The organism is Pseudomonas sp. S2_H10 (assembly GCF_054668285.1).
The window spans coordinates 1,466,031-1,482,840 of record NZ_CP162754.1; the positions used below are offsets into that span (position 1 = coordinate 1,466,031).

A 16,810-nucleotide genomic window follows, 5' to 3' on the forward strand; every position below is an offset into this window, starting at 1 on the left:
CCATGGCTACCCTGCATACCCAGCTCAACCCCCGTTCAGCGGAGTTCGCCACCAACAGCGCGGCGATGCTCAAGCAGGTCGACGCGTTGCACACCCTGCTCGCCCAAGTGGCGCAAGGTGGCGGCCCGAAGGCTCAGGAACGCCACACCTCGCGGGGCAAACTGCTGCCTCGCGAGCGCATCAACCGCCTGCTCGATCCGGGTTCGCCGTTTCTGGAGATCAGCCAGCTTGCGGCCTACGAGGTGTATGGCGAGGACGTCCCCGCGGCTGGCGTGATTGCCGGGATCGGCCGTGTGGAGGGCGTCGAATGCATGATCGTCGCCAACGACGCCACGGTAAAAGGTGGTTCGTACTACCCGCTGACGGTGAAAAAACACCTGCGCGCCCAGACCATCGCCCAGCAGAATCGCCTGCCGTGCATCTATCTGGTGGATTCGGGCGGCGCCAACCTGCCGCGCCAGGATGAAGTGTTTCCGGACCGCGAGCACTTCGGGCGGATCTTCTTCAACCAGGCCAACATGAGCGCCATGGGCATTCCGCAGATTGCCGTGGTCATGGGCTCCTGCACCGCTGGCGGCGCGTATGTACCGGCGATGGCCGACGAAGCAATCATGGTTCGTCAACAAGCGACGATCTTCCTCGCCGGCCCGCCGCTGGTGAAAGCCGCGACCGGTGAAGTGGTCAGCGCCGAAGACCTCGGCGGAGCCGATGTGCACTGCAAGATTTCCGGGGTGGCCGACCATTACGCCGAGAGCGATGAACACGCACTCGCGCTCGCCCGCCGCAGCGTCGCCAACCTCAACTGGCGCAAGCAAGGCGAAGTTCAACAGCGCACACCCATCGCTCCCCTGTACAGCAGCGACGAGTTGTACGGCGTGGTTCCGGCCGACGCCAAGCAGCCGTTCGACGTGCGCGAAGTGATCGCGCGACTGGTGGACGGGTCGGTGTTCGACGAATTCAAGGCGCTGTTCGGGACTACGCTGGTTTGCGGTTTTGCCTACCTGCACGGCTACCCGATCGCGATCCTCGCCAACAACGGCATTCTTTTCGCTGAAGCGGCGCAGAAAGGCGCGCACTTTATCGAACTGGCCTGTCAGCGCGGCATTCCGTTGCTGTTCCTGCAGAACATCACCGGCTTCATGGTCGGCCAGAAATACGAGGCCGGCGGCATCGCCAAGCATGGCGCGAAACTGGTGACGGCGGTGGCGTGCGCCAAGGTGCCGAAGTTCACCGTGATCATCGGCGGCAGTTTCGGTGCCGGTAACTACGGCATGTGCGGGCGCGCCTACGATCCGCGTTTCCTGTGGATGTGGCCGAACGCGCGCATCGGCGTGATGGGTGCCGAGCAGGCGGCCGGCGTGCTGGTGCAGGTCAAGCGCGAACAGGCCGAACGCAGCGGCCAGGGTTTCAGCGCCGAGCAGGAAGCCGAGATCAAGCAACCGATCCTCGACCAGTACGAAGAGCAGGGTCACCCCTACTACTCCAGTGCACGCCTGTGGGACGACGGTGTCATCGACCCGGCCCAGACCCGCGACGTATTGGCCCTTGCCTTGTCCGCGTCGTTGAACGCGCCAATCGAACCGAGCCGCTTCGGCGTGTTCCGGATGTGATCGGGAGAAAAACATGACCGACTTCAACACCCTCGAACTGCTGACCGACCCCCGTGGTTTTGCCACGCTGTGGCTCAGCCGTGAAGAAAAGAACAACGCCTTCAATGCCGAAATGATCCGCGAACTGATCCTCGCCCTCGACAAGGTCGCGAGCGATGCCAGCCTGCGGTTCCTGATCGTGCGCGGTCGCGGCAAGCATTTCAGCGCCGGGGCTGACCTTGCCTGGATGCAGCAATCGGCCGAACTCGATTACGCCACCAACCTGGACGACGCCCGGGAACTGGCGGAGTTGATGTACAACCTGGCCAAACTGAAAGTCCCGACCCTGGCCGTGGTACAAGGCGCGGCCTTTGGCGGCGCACTGGGCCTGATCAGTTGCTGCGACATGGCCATCGGTGCCGATGACGCGCAGTTCTGCCTGTCGGAAGTGCGCATCGGCCTGGCGCCGGCGGTGATCAGCCCGTTCGTGGTGCAAGCCATCGGCGAGCGCGCGACCCGTCGTTATGCCTTGACCGCCGAGCGCTTTGGCGGGCAACGGGCACGGGAAATCGGTCTGTTGTCGGAGAGCTACGCAAGTGCAGAGCTGGAACAAAAAGTCGAACAGTGGATCGACAATCTGCTGCTCAACAGTCCGGCCGCGATGCGCGCCAGCAAGGACCTGTTGCGCGAAGTCGGCGACGGCTCACTGACCCCGGCATTGCGCCGCTACACCGAAAACGCCATCGCCCGCATTCGCGTCAGCCCCGAAGGCCAGGAAGGCCTGCGCGCCTTCCTGCAAAAACGTCCGCCGAGCTGGCAAGCACAAACCACCAAGGAGCCCCGTTGATGAGCGCACCTGTCCTCACCACCCTGCTGGTGGCCAACCGTGGCGAAATCGCCTGCCGGGTGATGCGCACCGCCAAGGCCCTGGGCCTGACCACCGCGGCCGTGCACAGCGCCACCGACCGTGACGCCCGGCACAGCCGTGAAGCCGACATTCGTGTTGACTTGGGTGGCAGCAAAGCCGCCGACAGCTACCTGCAGATCGACAAACTGATCGCCGCCGCCAAGGCCAGCGGCGCCCAGGCGATTCACCCCGGCTATGGCTTTTTATCCGAGAACGCCGGGTTCGCCCGCGCCATAGAAAACGCCGGCCTGATTTTCCTCGGCCCGCCCGCCTCGGCCATCGACGCCATGGGCAGCAAGTCCGCCGCCAAAGCCTTGATGGAAACCGCTGGCGTGCCGCTGGTGCCGGGCTATCACGGCGAGGCTCAAGACCTCGACACCTTCCGCGATGCCTGCGAACGCATCGGCTACCCGGTGCTGCTCAAGGCCACAGCGGGTGGTGGCGGCAAAGGCATGAAGGTGGTCGAGGACGTCAGTCAACTGGCCGAAGCCCTGGCCTCGGCCCAGCGTGAGGCGCTATCGTCATTCGGCGATTCGCGGATGCTGGTGGAGAAATACCTGCTCAAGCCACGTCACGTGGAAATCCAGGTGTTCGCCGACCAGCACGGCAACTGCCTGTACCTCAACGAACGCGACTGCTCGATTCAGCGCCGCCACCAGAAAGTCGTCGAAGAAGCCCCGGCGCCGGGCCTGAGCCCGGAACTGCGTCGCGCCATGGGCGAAGCCGCCGTGCGTTCGGCGCAGGCCATCGGCTATGTCGGTGCCGGCACCGTGGAGTTTTTGCTGGATGCGCGCGGCGAGTTCTTCTTCATGGAGATGAACACCCGCCTACAGGTCGAACACCCGGTCACCGAAGCCATCACCGGCCTCGACCTGGTCGCCTGGCAGATTCGCGTGGCGCGCGGCGAAGCCTTGCCGATGACTCAGGACCAGGTACCGCTGGTGGGTCACGCGATCGAAGTGCGGCTGTATGCCGAAGACCCGGGCAATGATTTCCTGCCGGCGACCGGCCGCCTCGAGCTGTATCGCGAATCCAATCCGGGGCCGGGGCGCCGGGTGGACAGCGGCGTTGAAGAAGGCGACGAAATCTCGCCGTTCTATGACCCGATGCTCGGCAAGTTGATTGCCTGGGGCGAGGATCGTGAACAGGCGCGCTTGCGCCTGCTGGGCATGCTCGACGAGTTCGCCATCGGCGGTCTGAAGACCAACATCAATTTCCTGCGGCGCATTATCGCTCATCCGGCGTTCGCCGCTGCCGAACTCGATACCGGCTTCATTCCGCGCTATCAGGAACAGTTGCTGCCGGCGCCAGCGCAACTCAGCGATGATTTCTGGCAAGCCGCCGCCCAGGCGTTTGCCCAGAGCCAGCTGCCTGTTACCCGTGCCGATGACCCGAGTTCGCCATGGGCGGCGCCGAACGGGCTGCGTGCCGGTTTGCCGAGAGAGATCACCCTTCACTTGAGTTGTGAAGGCCAGGACCATGCGCTGACGCTGGGCGACATCGATGCCCACAGCGCACGGCTCAAGGGCGAGCAACTGCTGACCGAGCACGCAGGTGTGCGCCGTCAACACCGCGCAATCCGCCGTGGCGAGCATGTGTATCTGCAGTGGGATGGCGAATTGCGCCGTATCGAGTCTTACGACCCGATCAGCGCCGTCGAGGCCAGCCACAGCCATCAGGGCGGGCTCACCGCACCGATGAACGGCAGCATCGTCCGCGTGCTGGTGGAGGCCGGACAATCGGTCGAAGCCGGAGCGCAATTGGTGGTACTTGAAGCGATGAAGATGGAGCACAGCATCCGCGCGCCCCATGCCGGTGTGATCAAGGCACTGTATTGCCAGGAAGGCGAGATGGTCAGCGAAGGCAGTGCGCTGGTCGAACTGGAAGAAGCATGAAATGAAGATCGGTCCTACGCATCGCGAGGACCGATCTGATCAGAACCTGGCAGTTGCCTGAACCACGACGCCGATGATTCGACATTCGTCGGTATACAAGGCTTTCGGATACGTCGGATTGAGCGGGACCAGATAACGCTGCCCGCCCTCTTCGATCAGTTTGCGAAACGTGGCTTCGGTGCTGTCCGGCCACTGGGCAATGACCAGTTTGCCAGGCACGGCTTCCACGGCCGGGTCGACCAGAATCAGCATGCCTTCCGGGATGCTGATGCCATTGGGCGCGGTCATCGCGTCACCGGCCACTCTCAACCAGTACGCCGCCCCGCGGGCATGGTAATCGGACAGTTCAAACTGCTCTTTTGCATACGCCGGGAGCTCACCGTCGCGCACCTGCGCGGGTTCGCGCCAGTCACTGACGGGGTAGCGAAAGTACGGGTTGTACTTCTGAGTCAGGGGCAGTTCGTCGTCCGTGGACGCCAGCGGTTCCCGGATCACCAGCGCCACTTCGAGAAACTCGAGACCCAGCGCCCGCAGGACACGGTTCATGTCTTCGATGCCGGGTTCACGACGCTTGTTGAGCCAGTGGCCAATGCCGCCCTGGGACATCCCGAGGCGCTCGGCGAGTATCTCTTGAGTGATTTTGAGTTCACTCATCTTGGCCTTGACCAATTCAATCCATTTATCCATGTGCGGCACGATACGTGGGCGACTCCGGCCATCAAAACACATATTGTAGTATTTAATTTGTCGTCACAAATACAATTCGTATTAGGATCAATTCACGGATCTGAATCTGACACGGAGCTTGCCATCACCATGAACCCACCCGCCAATGACCTGCCGAACATACAAATCGATACCACCCTCACCTCGCCCCAGGGCTCCGCTGCGGCACAGCGCGCGCTGGACTACTACTTGAAACCAACTGTTTCAGAGGAAATGGACGAGCCGCGTTTTTTTGATGTGAACCGCAATATCGGCGGCGAAGAGGCGTTGGTCCATGCGCTGGATCTGTTGCGCTGTGCGGCCGCCACCGCGTACGAGTCGGCCAATCACCTGCAAGGCGCCAACCGTGACCTGGCGTTTTCGACGGTGCACATGATCGACATGGCCAGGGCGATGGTCGATCGATCGCTGGAGAAGTATGAAAACGCTTGAAGTGGAAAAGGCGAATCGAGAGGACAGGAAAGAATTTTCCTATCGCGCAGGTAAAAACGTTTGACTTGCAAACGAGAATGATTATTATTGCATCAGCTGGTCGCGAGATCAGTCGATGGACCAGGTGACCTTAGGTCGGTCTCCTGGACTATCTCCTCATCAGGCTAATCACGGTTTTTGACCCGGCTTTTTGCCGGGTCTTTTTTTGCCAGTTTTCTGGCTTTTGGCTTCAGGCTAATGAAGTCTTTGGGTGTCGCAAATTCGATGGCGCGGATGATATCAAAAGAATACCGATTGGCAAGAGAAGCCCGGCATCATTGGTTGAAACCACTGACAAATAGCACTTGAGAATCAATCGCACAATCTCTAAGCTGCGACAGCGTCAAGGAGGACGCCCCCACCGCTACACCCCGCAATTTCCCTCGGTTTCACCCTTCCCTGCGTGTAAAGTAGCCGCCATAAAAATCATATTCAGGAATCGATTATGACCGTGGCCAAATCCTCTTTCGATATCAGTGCCAACTTCGACAGCGGCAACATCCAAGTCATCGACATCAGCGATCCGCTCAAACCGCTTCTGGCCATCCGCCCGGACACCAAAAGCAACCATTTCCAGTGGTTCCACTTCAAGGCCAGCGGCCTGCATGTCGGCCAGGATCACTGGTTTCGCCTGAACAATGCCAGCCAGTCCTCCTATAACAAGGCCTGGACCGGTTATCAGGCGGTGGCGTCCTACGATCACGTCAACTGGTTCCGCGTACCGACCATTTTCGAAGGCGACTGCCTGCGCTTCAGCCTCGAAGCCGAACAGACCCACGCCTGGTTCGCCTACTTCGAGCCCTACAGCCGTGGCCGTCACGACTGGCTGATCGAGCAGGCGCTGAGCAAGGCCGGCACCGAACTGTTGGCCACCGGCAAGAGCGTCGAAGGCCGTGACATCCAGTTGTTACGCAAAGGCACCGGAGCCGAGGGCCGCCGCAAGGTGTGGATGATTGCCCAGCAACATCCGGGCGAGCACATGGCCGAGTGGTTCATGGAAGGCGTGATCGAACGCCTGGAAAAACACGACGACCCGGTACTCAATAAACTGCTGGCCAGCGCCGACCTGTACCTGGTGCCGAACATGAACCCGGACGGTGCTTTCCACGGCCACCTGCGCACCAACGCCATGGGCCAGGACCTCAATCGCGCCTGGCAGAGCGCCAGCCAGGAAATCAGCCCGGAAGTCCTGTTCGTTCAGCAGCAAATGGAAAAGTACGGCGTCGACATGTTCCTCGACGTCCATGGTGACGAGGAAATCCCTCACGTCTTCACCGCCGGTTGCGAAGGCAACCCCGGCTACACACCGCGGATCGAAAAACTCGAGGAGCACTTCCGCAACCATCTGAAGCACACCACCAAAGACTTCCAGACCAAACACGGCTATGTCCGCGATTTACCGGGCCAGGCCAACATGACGCTGGCCTGCAACAGCGTGGGGCAGAAGTTTGACTGCCTGTCGCTGACCCTGGAAATGCCGTTCAAGGATCACGACGACCACCCGAACGCGGAAACCGGCTGGTCGGGCAAGCGTTCGAAACAGCTGGGCAAGGATGTGTTGACCACGCTTGCCGATATGGTCGATACCTTGCGCTGATTCCTCCCGCCAGTTGACCATCAGTGATGAGGGAGCCAGCGCCCTCATCACGAACGCTCTTCAGCCTCGATCCTTGCCCCGCAACATGCTGTCCAGCACCTCATCACGCCGAATCCAGCCGTGAAACAACGCCGCCGCCAAATGCAGCAACACGGTCAGGAACAGCAGATACGCCAGATACCCATGCGCCTTGCGCAAAAACGCAAACACCTGCGCATTCGCCGGCACAATCGACGGCAGTTGCAACGAACTGCTGAGCATGACCGGTTCGCCAGACGCAGAAATCATCGCCCAGCCCAGCAGCGGCAAGACCAGCATCAGAGCGTACAGCAGCACATGCGATGCCTTGGCGGCCAGCACCTGCCAACCTGGCAGATCCGCTGGCAGCGGTGGCTGCGTGGTGGAAAATCGCACCACCAGCCGCACGATCACCAGCAGCAAAATCGCGATGCCCAAGGGTTTGTGCAAATGAATCAGCCATTCATGTCGCTCGGACACCGAGGCAACCATGCCGGCGCCGATAAACAGCATGGCGATGATCATCAACGCCATCAGCCAATGCAGCAGGCGCGCCAGCGGGGCGAAGTGGTTCGGTTGGGTACTCATTGCCGGGTCTCCTGTTTGGCGGCGGGCAACTGGCTGACTTCGCTGGTACGACGCAGGTAGGAAGTGGCGTAACCGGCTGAACGAGCGGCGAGCAACGGGTCGTCGGAACCTTCGATCCCGGCAGGCAACACCAGCGGATCGTAGTTGATGTCACGGCATTCGCCGTTGAGTTGCGGCTGGGTCTTCTCAAGCACCAGCGTGCCGGCATTCAACACTTTGCGCCCTTCGGGCCAGGCCTTGCTGGCGTCGTTGACCGGGTCGCCGGGGTTGGCCAGGGTGATGTTCAACTGCCAGCGCAAGGGGCCTGCGGCGATTCGCTGAACCAAGTCTTTCTCCAGGAAATCACTACCTTCCGGTGCCGTGGCCCCTGGTGCGTCCTGGGCCATCGGCACCATGTTCCAGCGCACTGCCTGGCGTTGGCCGGCCGCGTTGACCAGGTAGAACGCATTGACGCTGTTGTAGTTTTCGGTGGCGTAGCTGGCCGAAGGCTTGGCCGTTTTGATCCAGGCCAGGAACGGTGCGGCTTCCGGGTGTGAACCAAAGAACGCCGGAACCGCCTTGGGGTCCGGCTTGCCCGTGGCCGGGTCTGGCGACTGGGCTTTTTGCAATTGATAGAACGCCTCGGGCGTGCCCACCGGGAACACCGGCATGCTGTTCATCCCCGTGCGCCACTGCTGGCCGTTGGCCTGGTTGAAACGCAACGCCATGCTGCGGATCGGCACGGCGCTGTCCGGCGCGTAAGGGTTGCCGGCCGGCAAGGCGAATCGTCCGACCACCGGCGTCTGCGCGTCGTTGAACACTTGAGCGGTGGAATAGCTGCGCGCCTCGCCGCTGCTCTCGAAATGCCCGATCACACACACGCCTTTGGAATGGTTGCGACGGAACCCCGGATGCACGCCGTTGTTGGTTTCCAGCACATTGATCAGCTTCTTCGGGGTCAGGCGTTGTGGGTCGAAAGTGCCGTTGACGTAGGCAAACGCCCCGGCCACGGCGGCAACGACCACGGCAATGCCAGCCAGCCGCAACGTCAGGCTGGCTGCGCTCAGGGGCGGCCGGATTGGCGGTGATGATCGATCTACCATGAAAGGCTCCAGGGCCATCGGCCACAAGTGAGAAGAATCAAGCAGACGAACCGCAAGCAGGTTTATTCCCACACGCGGTGTTTATTTTTTCTGACGTGGAATAACCTCGAGTTCCGGGCGTCTTCCTAGTCCAAAGCGTAGTGACTAGTCAGAATTTGATGAACGATATCGACGAACAACTGAGAGAAATCATTCCGCGATTGCGGCGCTTTGCCGTGTCCTTGACGCGCAACACCAGCAGCGCTGACGACCTGGTGCAAGCCTGCCTGGAGCGCGCGCTGTCGAGTTGGGGCAGCAAACGCACCGAGGGCGATTTGCGCGCCTGGCTGTTCTCGATTCTCTATCGGCAGTTTCTCGATGCGCACCGGCGCTCCCGGCGCTACGCGCGCATGCTCGAATTCTTCACCGGACGCGACGATGCCCAGCCGTCGGTGGAGCGTACAGTCATTGCACAATCGACCCTCAACGCCTTCGATCAACTGCCCACCGAACAACGTGCACTGCTGCTCTGGGTGTCGGTGGAAGGCTTGAGCTACAAAGAGGTCGCCGAGATTCTCGACGTACCCACCGGCACCGTGATGTCCCGCCTGTCCCGGGCTCGCCAGGCCCTGCGCCAACTCAGCGACGGCGAAATCAACCGCCCTTCCCTGCGGAGACTCAAATGATCAGCATGCCCCCCGGCGAGCGTGACCTGCACGCCTACGTCGACCACCAACTGAGCGACGCCGACCGACGCATGGTCGAGACTTTTCTGGCAAGCAACCCGGAAATTTCCACACAGGTGCGCGCCTGGCAACTGGACGCCCAGCAACTGCGTGCAGCCCTCGGGGGTGCCTTGCAGGAACCGGCCAACCCGGAACTCGATCCGGCCGTGATTCGCCAGCGCCTGAAACGTCAGTCGCGTCGGCATCTGGCCAGCGCGGCGGTGCTGTTGATTGCGGTCAGTGTCGGCGGGTTCAGCGGTTGGCAAGCGCGGGAAATGACCCTGGCCAGCCCCCAGCTGCCAATGACCGATGCCCTGCAAGCCTATCGCCTGATTGCCCAGCAAGGCCTGCTGCCGGCGGATTACAAGGTCGGCGACGACGGCGACATACAGGGTTGGCTCGACCGCTACTTCACCCAGGCCAATCGCCTGCCCGACCTTTCGAGTGCCGGGTTCAAGCCGGCCAGCGGGCGCCTGCTGAGCACCGAGCAAGGCGCGGCGGCAATGGTGGTCTACGAGAGCCAGAGCGGGCAGAAAGTCAGTTTCTACGTGCGTCCGCCTGGGCCGAAAAACTACATGCTGCCGAGGGGCAGTCGCAGCGATGGCGAGTTGCAGGCCGAGTACTGGTCGGGAAGTGGCTACAACTATGCGATGGTCAGCCCGGCGGACACAGCGGCGGCACAGATGCTCAGGCAGACCGTGCAGTTCTGAGACACTGCTGGAAGCACATTCCCTGCTCTGGTTACACTATGGCGCCGTAGCTCGGGGAGCCTGCCCGCACACCAGAGGTGATATTTCAGTGGCCTTTCGACCGCCCAACCGTTCGCGCATCAAATCGCGCTGGCAAACGCTGCGTCGCCTTCTCGGCAAGGCACCAGCGGCCGGCAGCGCCGAGGCAGGCCAGGTCATCCACGATTACTTTCGTCACCAGGCCCATTCCCGAGGCTACACCCTCAGTCACAGCCAGCAACGCGTGATCGACTGCATGGCCCGGCATGCCTGCATGCTGATCGGCACTTCGACGAAAACCCTTCCGGGCCTTTACCTGCACGGTGCCGTGGGGCGCGGCAAGAGCTGGCTGCTCGACGGCTTCTTCCGGGCCATTCCCATCGCGCAAAAACAGCGCCTGCACTTCCATGAGTTTTTCGCCCGGCTGCACCAGGGCATGTTCGAGCACCGCGAACAGGCCGACGCCCTGGCGAGCACTCTCGATGAGCTGCTCAACGATTGTCGGGTGCTGTGTTTCGATGAGTTCCATGTGCACGACATCGGCGATGCGATGCTCATCACCCGGTTGTTCAAGGCACTGTTCCAGCGCGGCATCCTGTTGCTGGTGACCTCCAATTACCCGCCCGAAGGCCTGCTGCCCAATCCGCTGTACCACGCACGCTTCAAACCGGTGATCGACCTGATCCATGCGCGCATGCAGGTGATGGAAGTCGGCGGGCCCCACGACTACCGCAGCCAGGCCCGAACCCATGCGCATCAGTTGTTCACTCAAGGTCACTACGTTTGGCCGGCGAACGTGGCGCAACGACAATTGCTGAACCTGCCCGGGCGCAATGCCACGCCTGTTTCGTTGCCGGTGGGCACCCGGCATTTGCGAGCGCATTTTTGCGAAGGGCGCGGCATCGGTTTTACCTTCACCCAATTGTGCGATCAGCCCACGGCGGTGATGGATTATCTGGAGCTGTGCCGCCAGTTCGACCGCTGGATCATCGATGAACTGCCACTGCTGGGCGATTGCTCGATTGCCGCCCAACAACGCTTCATCAATCTCATCGACGTGCTGTACGACCAGGACAAGCACCTGACCTTGCTCGGACAGCACTCATTGCGCGACAGCCTGGGTGGCGATGCCATTGATCTGGCGCGCACCCGCAGTCGACTGGGGCAACTGGTCGAAGTCAGCGAACCGACCTGACGGATCGGCCGCCGTTGCCGCTATCATGTCGCGCATTTCCTCGGCCACGTGCCTGTTCCTCGATCAAAAGCGAATCCATTCATGCACACCCTTGCTCAATTGCGTGCCGGCGAGTTGTCAGGCATCACGCGGCTGGATCTGGTCGACGGCCTGACCGAGTTCCCCCGGGAGATCTTCGATCTGGCGGACTCTCTGCAAGTGCTCAACCTCAGCGGCAATGCCTTGAGCGCCCTGCCCGAGGACCTGCATCGCCTGACGCGTTTGCGCGTGCTGTTCTGTTCCGATAACCGCTTCACCGAGTTGCCGGCCTGCCTGGGCCAATGCGCCGCGCTGACGATGATCGGCTTCAAGGCCAACCGCATCGCCCACGTGCCCGCAGCGGCACTCCCACCCCTGCTGCGCTGGCTGATCCTGACCGACAATTGCGTCGAGACGCTGCCGAGCGAGTTGGGAGAGCGCCCATACCTGCAAAAACTCATGCTTGCCGGTAACCGCCTGCGGGCGTTGCCGGAGTCGATGGGCAATTGTCATCGGCTGGAACTGATCCGCATCGCCGCCAACCAATTCACCGACTTGCCACAATGGCTGCTGACGCTGCCGAGCCTGACCTGGCTGGCCTACGCCGGTAACCCACTGGAAACCGAAGCCGATGCCGCCGCCCTCGATGCCACACCGCGCATTGACTGGTCGGCATTGCACCTGGAGAAAAAACTCGGCGAAGGCGCGTCCGGGGTGATTCATCAGGCCGTCTGGCAACCGGATGACCAGCCGCCCATGGCCGTTGCGGTGAAGCTCTACAAGGGCGAAATGACCAGCGACGGCTCACCGCTGCACGAGATGAACGCCTGCATCACCGCCGGTCTGCACCCGAACCTGATTCGCGTTGAAGGGCGGATTGTCGATCACCCGCAGCAAACGGCCGGACTGGTCATGCAGTTGATCCCGCCGAGCTTTCGCAACCTCGCCGGCCTGCCGAGCCTGGTGTCGTGCAGCCGTGACATCTACCCCGACGACTTGCGTTTCAGTGCCGCCGTGGCACTGCGCATTGCCTCGGGCATTGCCTCGGTGGCCGAACACCTGCATGGCCATGGCATCACCCACGGCGACCTCTATGGACACAATATTCTGTGGAATGAGCAGGGTGATTGCTTGTTGGGAGATTTTGGCGCGGCGTCGTTCCACGGGATTTCCGACAGCCTTGAAAGTCGTGCCTTGCAGCGGATCGAGGTGCGGGCGTTCGGGGTGTTGTTGGGGGAATTGCTGGCGCGGGTTGATTCGGGGTTGAGCGAGGAGCTGCGTGGGGCGCTGGAGGATCTGGAGCGGCGTTGCTGTCAGCCGCAGGTGCTGGGGCGGCCTGGTTTTGATGAGATCGTTCAGGAATTGAATGGTGGGTGACCGCTGCGCGGTCAATCGTCGGATCGCCGCCCGGAGCAAGCTCGCTCCCACAGTTGACCGAGTTGCCCGGACGGGCGCGATCCAATGTGGGAGCGAGCTTGCTCGCGATGACGGTGTCGCTGGCGAATCAGATCAACCCGCTAACCCGACAAACATGTCCTGCACGTCGTCGTGGTTATCGAGGCCTTCGAGGAACGCTTCGACTTCCGCCATCTGCTCATCGCTCAGGCCGCTGACCGGGTTTTTCGGCTGGTAGCCCAGTTTGGCCGACAGCACGGTGAAACCTTGTTCCGGCAGGGCTTTCTGTACCGCGTCGAGGTCGGTCGGCTCGGTCAGGAACAGGGTCGTCCCCTCCTCTTCACCCGGTTCGAAATCCTGTGCACCGGCTTCGATGGCGGCCATTTCCGGATCGGCGTCCGGGGTGTCCGGCGACGCTTCGATCATGCCGACGTGGTTGAAGTCCCAGGCCACCGAACCGGAAGCGCCCAACTGGCCCTTGCGGAATGCAACGCGGATTTCAGCGACGGTACGATTGATGTTGTCGGTCACGCATTCAACGATCAACGGCACCTGATGCGGTGCAAACCCTTCATACGTCACGCGATGGTATTGCACGGTCTCGCCCAGCAGGCCCGCGCCTTTCTTGATGGCGCGATCCAGGGTTTCCTTGGGCATCGAAGCTTTCTTGGCCTGTTCGACTACCAGACGCAGGTGTGCGTTGGTGGCGGTATCGGCGCCGTTGCGCGCAGCAATGGTGATTTCTTTCACCAGTTTGCCGAAGATCTTGCCCTTGGCATTGGATGCCGCTTCTTTGTGTTTAACCTTCCACTGTGCGCCCATTTCTCACTCTCTTATCTGTGCCAACTGTGGCGTCGGGACAATGATTGGCCGACGCTTTGCGCAAGTTTATACGGCATAAAGTTGGCAATCGACCAAAAAATCCCGACTCGCATCGACATCTTCACCAGCGGTTGTAGGGCGATTCTGAAATGCCGCTTTAGCCTGCCCGCAATGCGCCGGGGTTTCGTACGCTTTGCAGCCTATTCCACGGCAGTAGCGTGTTCGATGCACAACGACAAGGAAAGTCCCACCACCCTGACGCTTCTCGAGGACGACCTGAGTTTCCAGGTGGTCCGGTTCAGCGGTCACGAAGCACTCAACCAGCCCTATCGCTTCGACATCGAGGTCATCGGGCTGGCACCGGCCCTGAACCTTGAACGATTGCTGCACCAGCCGGCGTTCCTCGACTTTGGCCACGACCAGGGCATTCATGGCGTGCTCGACAGCGCCGGCTGTGAACATCGAAGCGGGCACCGGGTCGCTTACAAGCTGGTACTGGTGCCACGTGTCCAGGCGCTGGAGCAGCAACGCTGCCGACGGGTTTTCCAACGCGCCAGCGTGCCCATGATCCTGCGCCAATTGCTCGAGGAACACGGGTTGCCCGCCAGCAGTTATCGTTTTGAACTGGCAACCGGGCACTATCCCCTGCGACCTTTTTGCATACAGTACGAAGAAACCGACCTGGCATTGCTGCAACGATTGTGCGAGGAAGAAGGCATCCACTACCACTTCGAGCATCAACGCGACGGCCATGTCCTGGTGCTGGCCGATGACAGCCTGAGTTTCCCCCAGGAGCCGCTGCTCATGCCGCTGCGCAGTGACAGACATCAGCAACCCGTGATCAGCGAACTGTTCCAGCGCCATGACGCTTCGCTCCCTCCTCTGCGCCCGGGTGCGAGGGATCCGGGTGCAATGGACACCGGCGACGGCGCAGCCAATCACTCGTTCGCCACCACGAGACAGGCTCCCGCTCGCGAACAACAACATCGCGATCAGCTCGGCCGTCGGCAGCTGGAACGCCTGCGCTGCCGACACCTGCAGATCCACGGCCAAAGCAACCAGGGCGCATTGCGCAGCGGCCGGATCGTGCAGGTGGCCGAACATCCGCTGGCGAATTTCAATGATCAGTGGCTGGTGACCGATATCCGCCATCAGGGCCGTCACTCATCCATTCTGCTCGATGACACACCCGACATGCCCCCCGGTTACCGCAATCAATTCAGCGCCATCCCTTGGTCGACGGTGTTCAGGCCCGCACTCGAACAACCCAGGCCGAGTATTCCCGGGTATCAGCCGGGCCGGGTGTGCGGCCCGGTCGGGAAACCGGCGGTAGTGGATGAGAATGGCAAGGTGCAGGTGAGCCTCTGGCCCGACACACTATCAACCGCAGAGGCGTCCACCGGGCTTTGGCTGCCGCTGGCGCTGAGCACCGCCGAGGACTGGATCGATCCGTCGCGCCTGCCCGTGGCCGGCAGCGAGGTCTTGGTGATTTTCCTCGACAGTGATCCGGATCGCCCGGTGCTCTGTACCGCGCTGGGCCCCCGGCCAAAACCTCACCGACCTCGCCCCCGCGAACCCCGTGGCGATACCCGCCTGCTGTTCGACTGGTTGCTCACCCGCTCGGACCTTGCGCCCTGACACTCAGCCCTTGTCAGCCTTGCCGGCCGCTGCGGCGAACTTTGCCAGACGCACATCCAGATGCCGCGGCCGGTGCCCGTGATCCTCTGCGCGTTCCTTGCGGCGGATGGCGTTGCGCACCATCAGCGAGCCGAGGTAGCGAATCGGTTCCGGCGGGAAAAACCCCAGCGGGCCGTTGATCAGCGGCGAACGGGTCCAGGGGTTGTCCAAACCCTGGACCATCGACGCCAGGATCTGCCCGCCCATGTGGCAAGGCCCGACACCGCTGCCGGAGTAGCCAAAACCGTAGAACACGTTGCCACTGGCGCTCATCTGCCCGAAGAACGGCAGCCCGGTCACCGAACGGTCCGACGGGCCATTCCAGGTTGCTTCGACCTTGACGTCGGCAAACGCCGGGAAGAAATCCGCCAGGCTGTTCTTCAACAAGCCGGCATAAGGCGAAGGCTGATCGAACACCGGCAGCATGCGTCCGCCATAGGCAAAGGTATTGCCGCCCTTGCCGAGCATGATCCGGCCGTCCGGGGTGTTGTGGTAGTAGTGCACGAAAATCCGCGAATCGAGCACCGTGACGCCGCTGGTCAAGCCGATTTCATCGAGCAGGTCCGGGCGCGGCTCGGTGATCAGCATGTCGCTGGAAACGATCGCCACGCTGCGTTCGAACTGCGGGAACGCCCGGGCCATCCAGGCATTCATCGCCAGCACCACGCGGTCGGCGCGAACGGTGCCGTTGGGGGTCTGTATGCCCACCGGCTTGCCCTCTTCCAGCCCGGTCATCGCGGTGTTTTCATGAATCCTCACACCCAGTTGCAGGGCGACCCGGCGCAGACCGCGCACCAGCTTGCCCGGTTGCACGCTGGCAGCGGCCGGGGAAAACCAGCCCTCCAGGTGTTTAACGGAGCCGGCCATACGCTGCACATCGGCCACCGGCCGCTGAGTGAACGAGTTGATGCCGTTGCGCTCCAGTGCAGCGATGACCGCATCGGTCGAGCCGCACTGCGCACGGTTGGTGGCGGTGTAGAGCGTACCGTCGAGGCGGTAATCGGCGTCCACCGCGTATTTTTCGCAGAACGCGCCGATGGCATGGATGCTGCGCTCGGACTCCGTGACCAGGCGCACGGCCTCCTCGACGCCGAACAAACGCTCAAGGGTGAAATACTTGGCCGACCACGACAACGCACAACCCCCATTGCGCCCACTGGCCCCGGCGCCGCAGATATCCGCTTCGATGAGCAACACGTCCAGCTCGGGGTTCTGTTCCTTGAGCATGATCGCGGTCCACAAGCCGGTATACCCGCCGCCGACAATGCACACGTCGGCGCGGCTGTCGCCTGCAAGTGGCGGACAGGTTGGTGATGTATCAGCCTTCAAGGCCTGGTCCAGCCAAAAGGGTCTCATGGTCAATCTCCAGTCAGTGGCCCACACGCCAGCCTGCCGCAG

At 61.8% G+C, this 16,810-nt stretch carries 15 protein-coding genes; 10 read left to right on the forward strand and 5 right to left on the reverse strand.

Annotated elements, in window-relative coordinates; genetic code table 11:
* The first annotated feature begins 2 nt into the window (after positions 1-2).
* From AB4O16_RS06465 to AB4O16_RS06475, 3 genes are read left to right on the forward strand one after another with little or no spacing between them, the layout of a single operon-like run.
* Positions 3-1,610, forward strand: coding sequence for a carboxyl transferase domain-containing protein (locus AB4O16_RS06465; RefSeq protein WP_223589102.1), 1,608 nt, complete (start codon positions 3-5; stop codon positions 1,608-1,610).
* A gap of 13 nt (positions 1,611-1,623) precedes the next feature.
* The gene (locus AB4O16_RS06470) at positions 1,624-2,436 is read left to right on the forward strand and encodes a gamma-carboxygeranoyl-CoA hydratase (RefSeq protein WP_160389223.1); all 813 of its coding nucleotides are present in this window, start codon (positions 1,624-1,626) and stop codon (positions 2,434-2,436) included.
* Positions 2,436-4,391 carry an acetyl/propionyl/methylcrotonyl-CoA carboxylase subunit alpha gene (locus tag AB4O16_RS06475; RefSeq protein ID WP_460157332.1) on the forward strand — a complete coding sequence of 652 codons (1,956 nt, stop codon included), beginning with the start codon at positions 2,436-2,438 and terminating at the stop codon, positions 4,389-4,391. Before AB4O16_RS06470 ends, AB4O16_RS06475 begins: the two co-directional genes overlap by 1 nt.
* Before the next feature lie 39 nt (positions 4,392-4,430).
* On the opposite strand, the gene AB4O16_RS06480 is transcribed toward AB4O16_RS06475, so the two are convergent.
* Complete coding sequence (locus tag AB4O16_RS06480; protein ID WP_160389221.1) at positions 4,431-5,078, reverse strand: LexA family protein; 648 nt, start codon at positions 5,076-5,078, stop codon at positions 4,431-4,433.
* Between the two features lie 129 nt (positions 5,079-5,207).
* On the opposite strand from AB4O16_RS06480, the gene AB4O16_RS06485 reads away from it, so the two are divergent.
* The gene (locus AB4O16_RS06485) at positions 5,208-5,549 is read left to right on the forward strand and encodes a DUF6124 family protein (protein ID WP_160389220.1); all 342 of its coding nucleotides are present in this window, start codon (positions 5,208-5,210) and stop codon (positions 5,547-5,549) included.
* A gap of 484 nt (positions 5,550-6,033) precedes the next feature.
* On the forward strand, positions 6,034-7,185 hold the full coding sequence (locus tag AB4O16_RS06490) for a M14 family metallopeptidase (protein WP_160389219.1): 1,152 nt from the start codon (positions 6,034-6,036) through the stop codon (positions 7,183-7,185).
* 60 nt (positions 7,186-7,245) lie between these two features.
* Here the strand turns inward: AB4O16_RS06490 and AB4O16_RS06495 are convergent, their stop codons facing one another.
* Together AB4O16_RS06495 and AB4O16_RS06500 are read right to left on the reverse strand one after the other, a co-directional pair.
* On the reverse strand, positions 7,246-7,791 hold the full coding sequence (locus AB4O16_RS06495; RefSeq protein ID WP_460157333.1) for a cytochrome b: 546 nt from the start codon (positions 7,789-7,791) through the stop codon (positions 7,246-7,248).
* A complete protein-coding gene (locus AB4O16_RS06500) occupies positions 7,788-8,873 on the reverse strand; it encodes a catalase family peroxidase (protein ID WP_460157334.1) in 1,086 nt (361 codons plus the stop codon). Before AB4O16_RS06500 ends, AB4O16_RS06495 begins: the two co-directional genes overlap by 4 nt.
* Before the next feature lie 158 nt (positions 8,874-9,031).
* Between AB4O16_RS06500 and AB4O16_RS06505 the strand changes: the two genes are divergently transcribed.
* The 4 genes from AB4O16_RS06505 to AB4O16_RS06520 all read left to right on the forward strand — a co-directional run bounded on the left by AB4O16_RS06505 (position 9,032) and on the right by AB4O16_RS06520 (position 12,895).
* The gene (locus AB4O16_RS06505; protein ID WP_253559815.1) at positions 9,032-9,538 is read left to right on the forward strand and encodes a sigma-70 family RNA polymerase sigma factor; all 507 of its coding nucleotides are present in this window, start codon (positions 9,032-9,034) and stop codon (positions 9,536-9,538) included.
* On the forward strand, positions 9,535-10,287 hold the full coding sequence (locus AB4O16_RS06510; protein ID WP_460157335.1) for an anti-sigma factor family protein: 753 nt from the start codon (positions 9,535-9,537) through the stop codon (positions 10,285-10,287). The genes AB4O16_RS06505 and AB4O16_RS06510 overlap by 4 nt, the downstream gene beginning before the upstream one ends.
* Before the next feature lie 88 nt (positions 10,288-10,375).
* Positions 10,376-11,500, forward strand: coding sequence for a cell division protein ZapE (gene zapE / locus AB4O16_RS06515; RefSeq protein WP_460157336.1), 1,125 nt, complete (start codon positions 10,376-10,378; stop codon positions 11,498-11,500).
* An 81-nt stretch (positions 11,501-11,581) separates the two neighbouring features.
* The gene (locus AB4O16_RS06520; protein WP_460157337.1) at positions 11,582-12,895 is read left to right on the forward strand and encodes a leucine-rich repeat-containing protein kinase family protein; all 1,314 of its coding nucleotides are present in this window, start codon (positions 11,582-11,584) and stop codon (positions 12,893-12,895) included.
* 132 nt (positions 12,896-13,027) lie between these two features.
* Here the strand turns inward: AB4O16_RS06520 and AB4O16_RS06525 are convergent, their stop codons facing one another.
* Complete coding sequence (locus AB4O16_RS06525; RefSeq protein ID WP_160389212.1) at positions 13,028-13,735, reverse strand: YebC/PmpR family DNA-binding transcriptional regulator; 708 nt, start codon at positions 13,733-13,735, stop codon at positions 13,028-13,030.
* Between the two features lie 225 nt (positions 13,736-13,960).
* On the opposite strand from AB4O16_RS06525, the gene AB4O16_RS06530 reads away from it, so the two are divergent.
* Positions 13,961-15,373 (forward strand): type VI secretion system Vgr family protein, encoded by a 1,413-nt coding sequence (locus tag AB4O16_RS06530; protein ID WP_460157338.1) that lies wholly within the window; start codon positions 13,961-13,963, stop codon positions 15,371-15,373.
* A gap of 3 nt (positions 15,374-15,376) precedes the next feature.
* On the opposite strand, the gene AB4O16_RS06535 is transcribed toward AB4O16_RS06530, so the two are convergent.
* Positions 15,377-16,774 carry an FAD-dependent oxidoreductase gene (locus AB4O16_RS06535; RefSeq protein ID WP_460157339.1) on the reverse strand — a complete coding sequence of 466 codons (1,398 nt, stop codon included), beginning with the start codon at positions 16,772-16,774 and terminating at the stop codon, positions 15,377-15,379.
* Positions 16,775-16,810 lie beyond the last annotated feature (36 nt).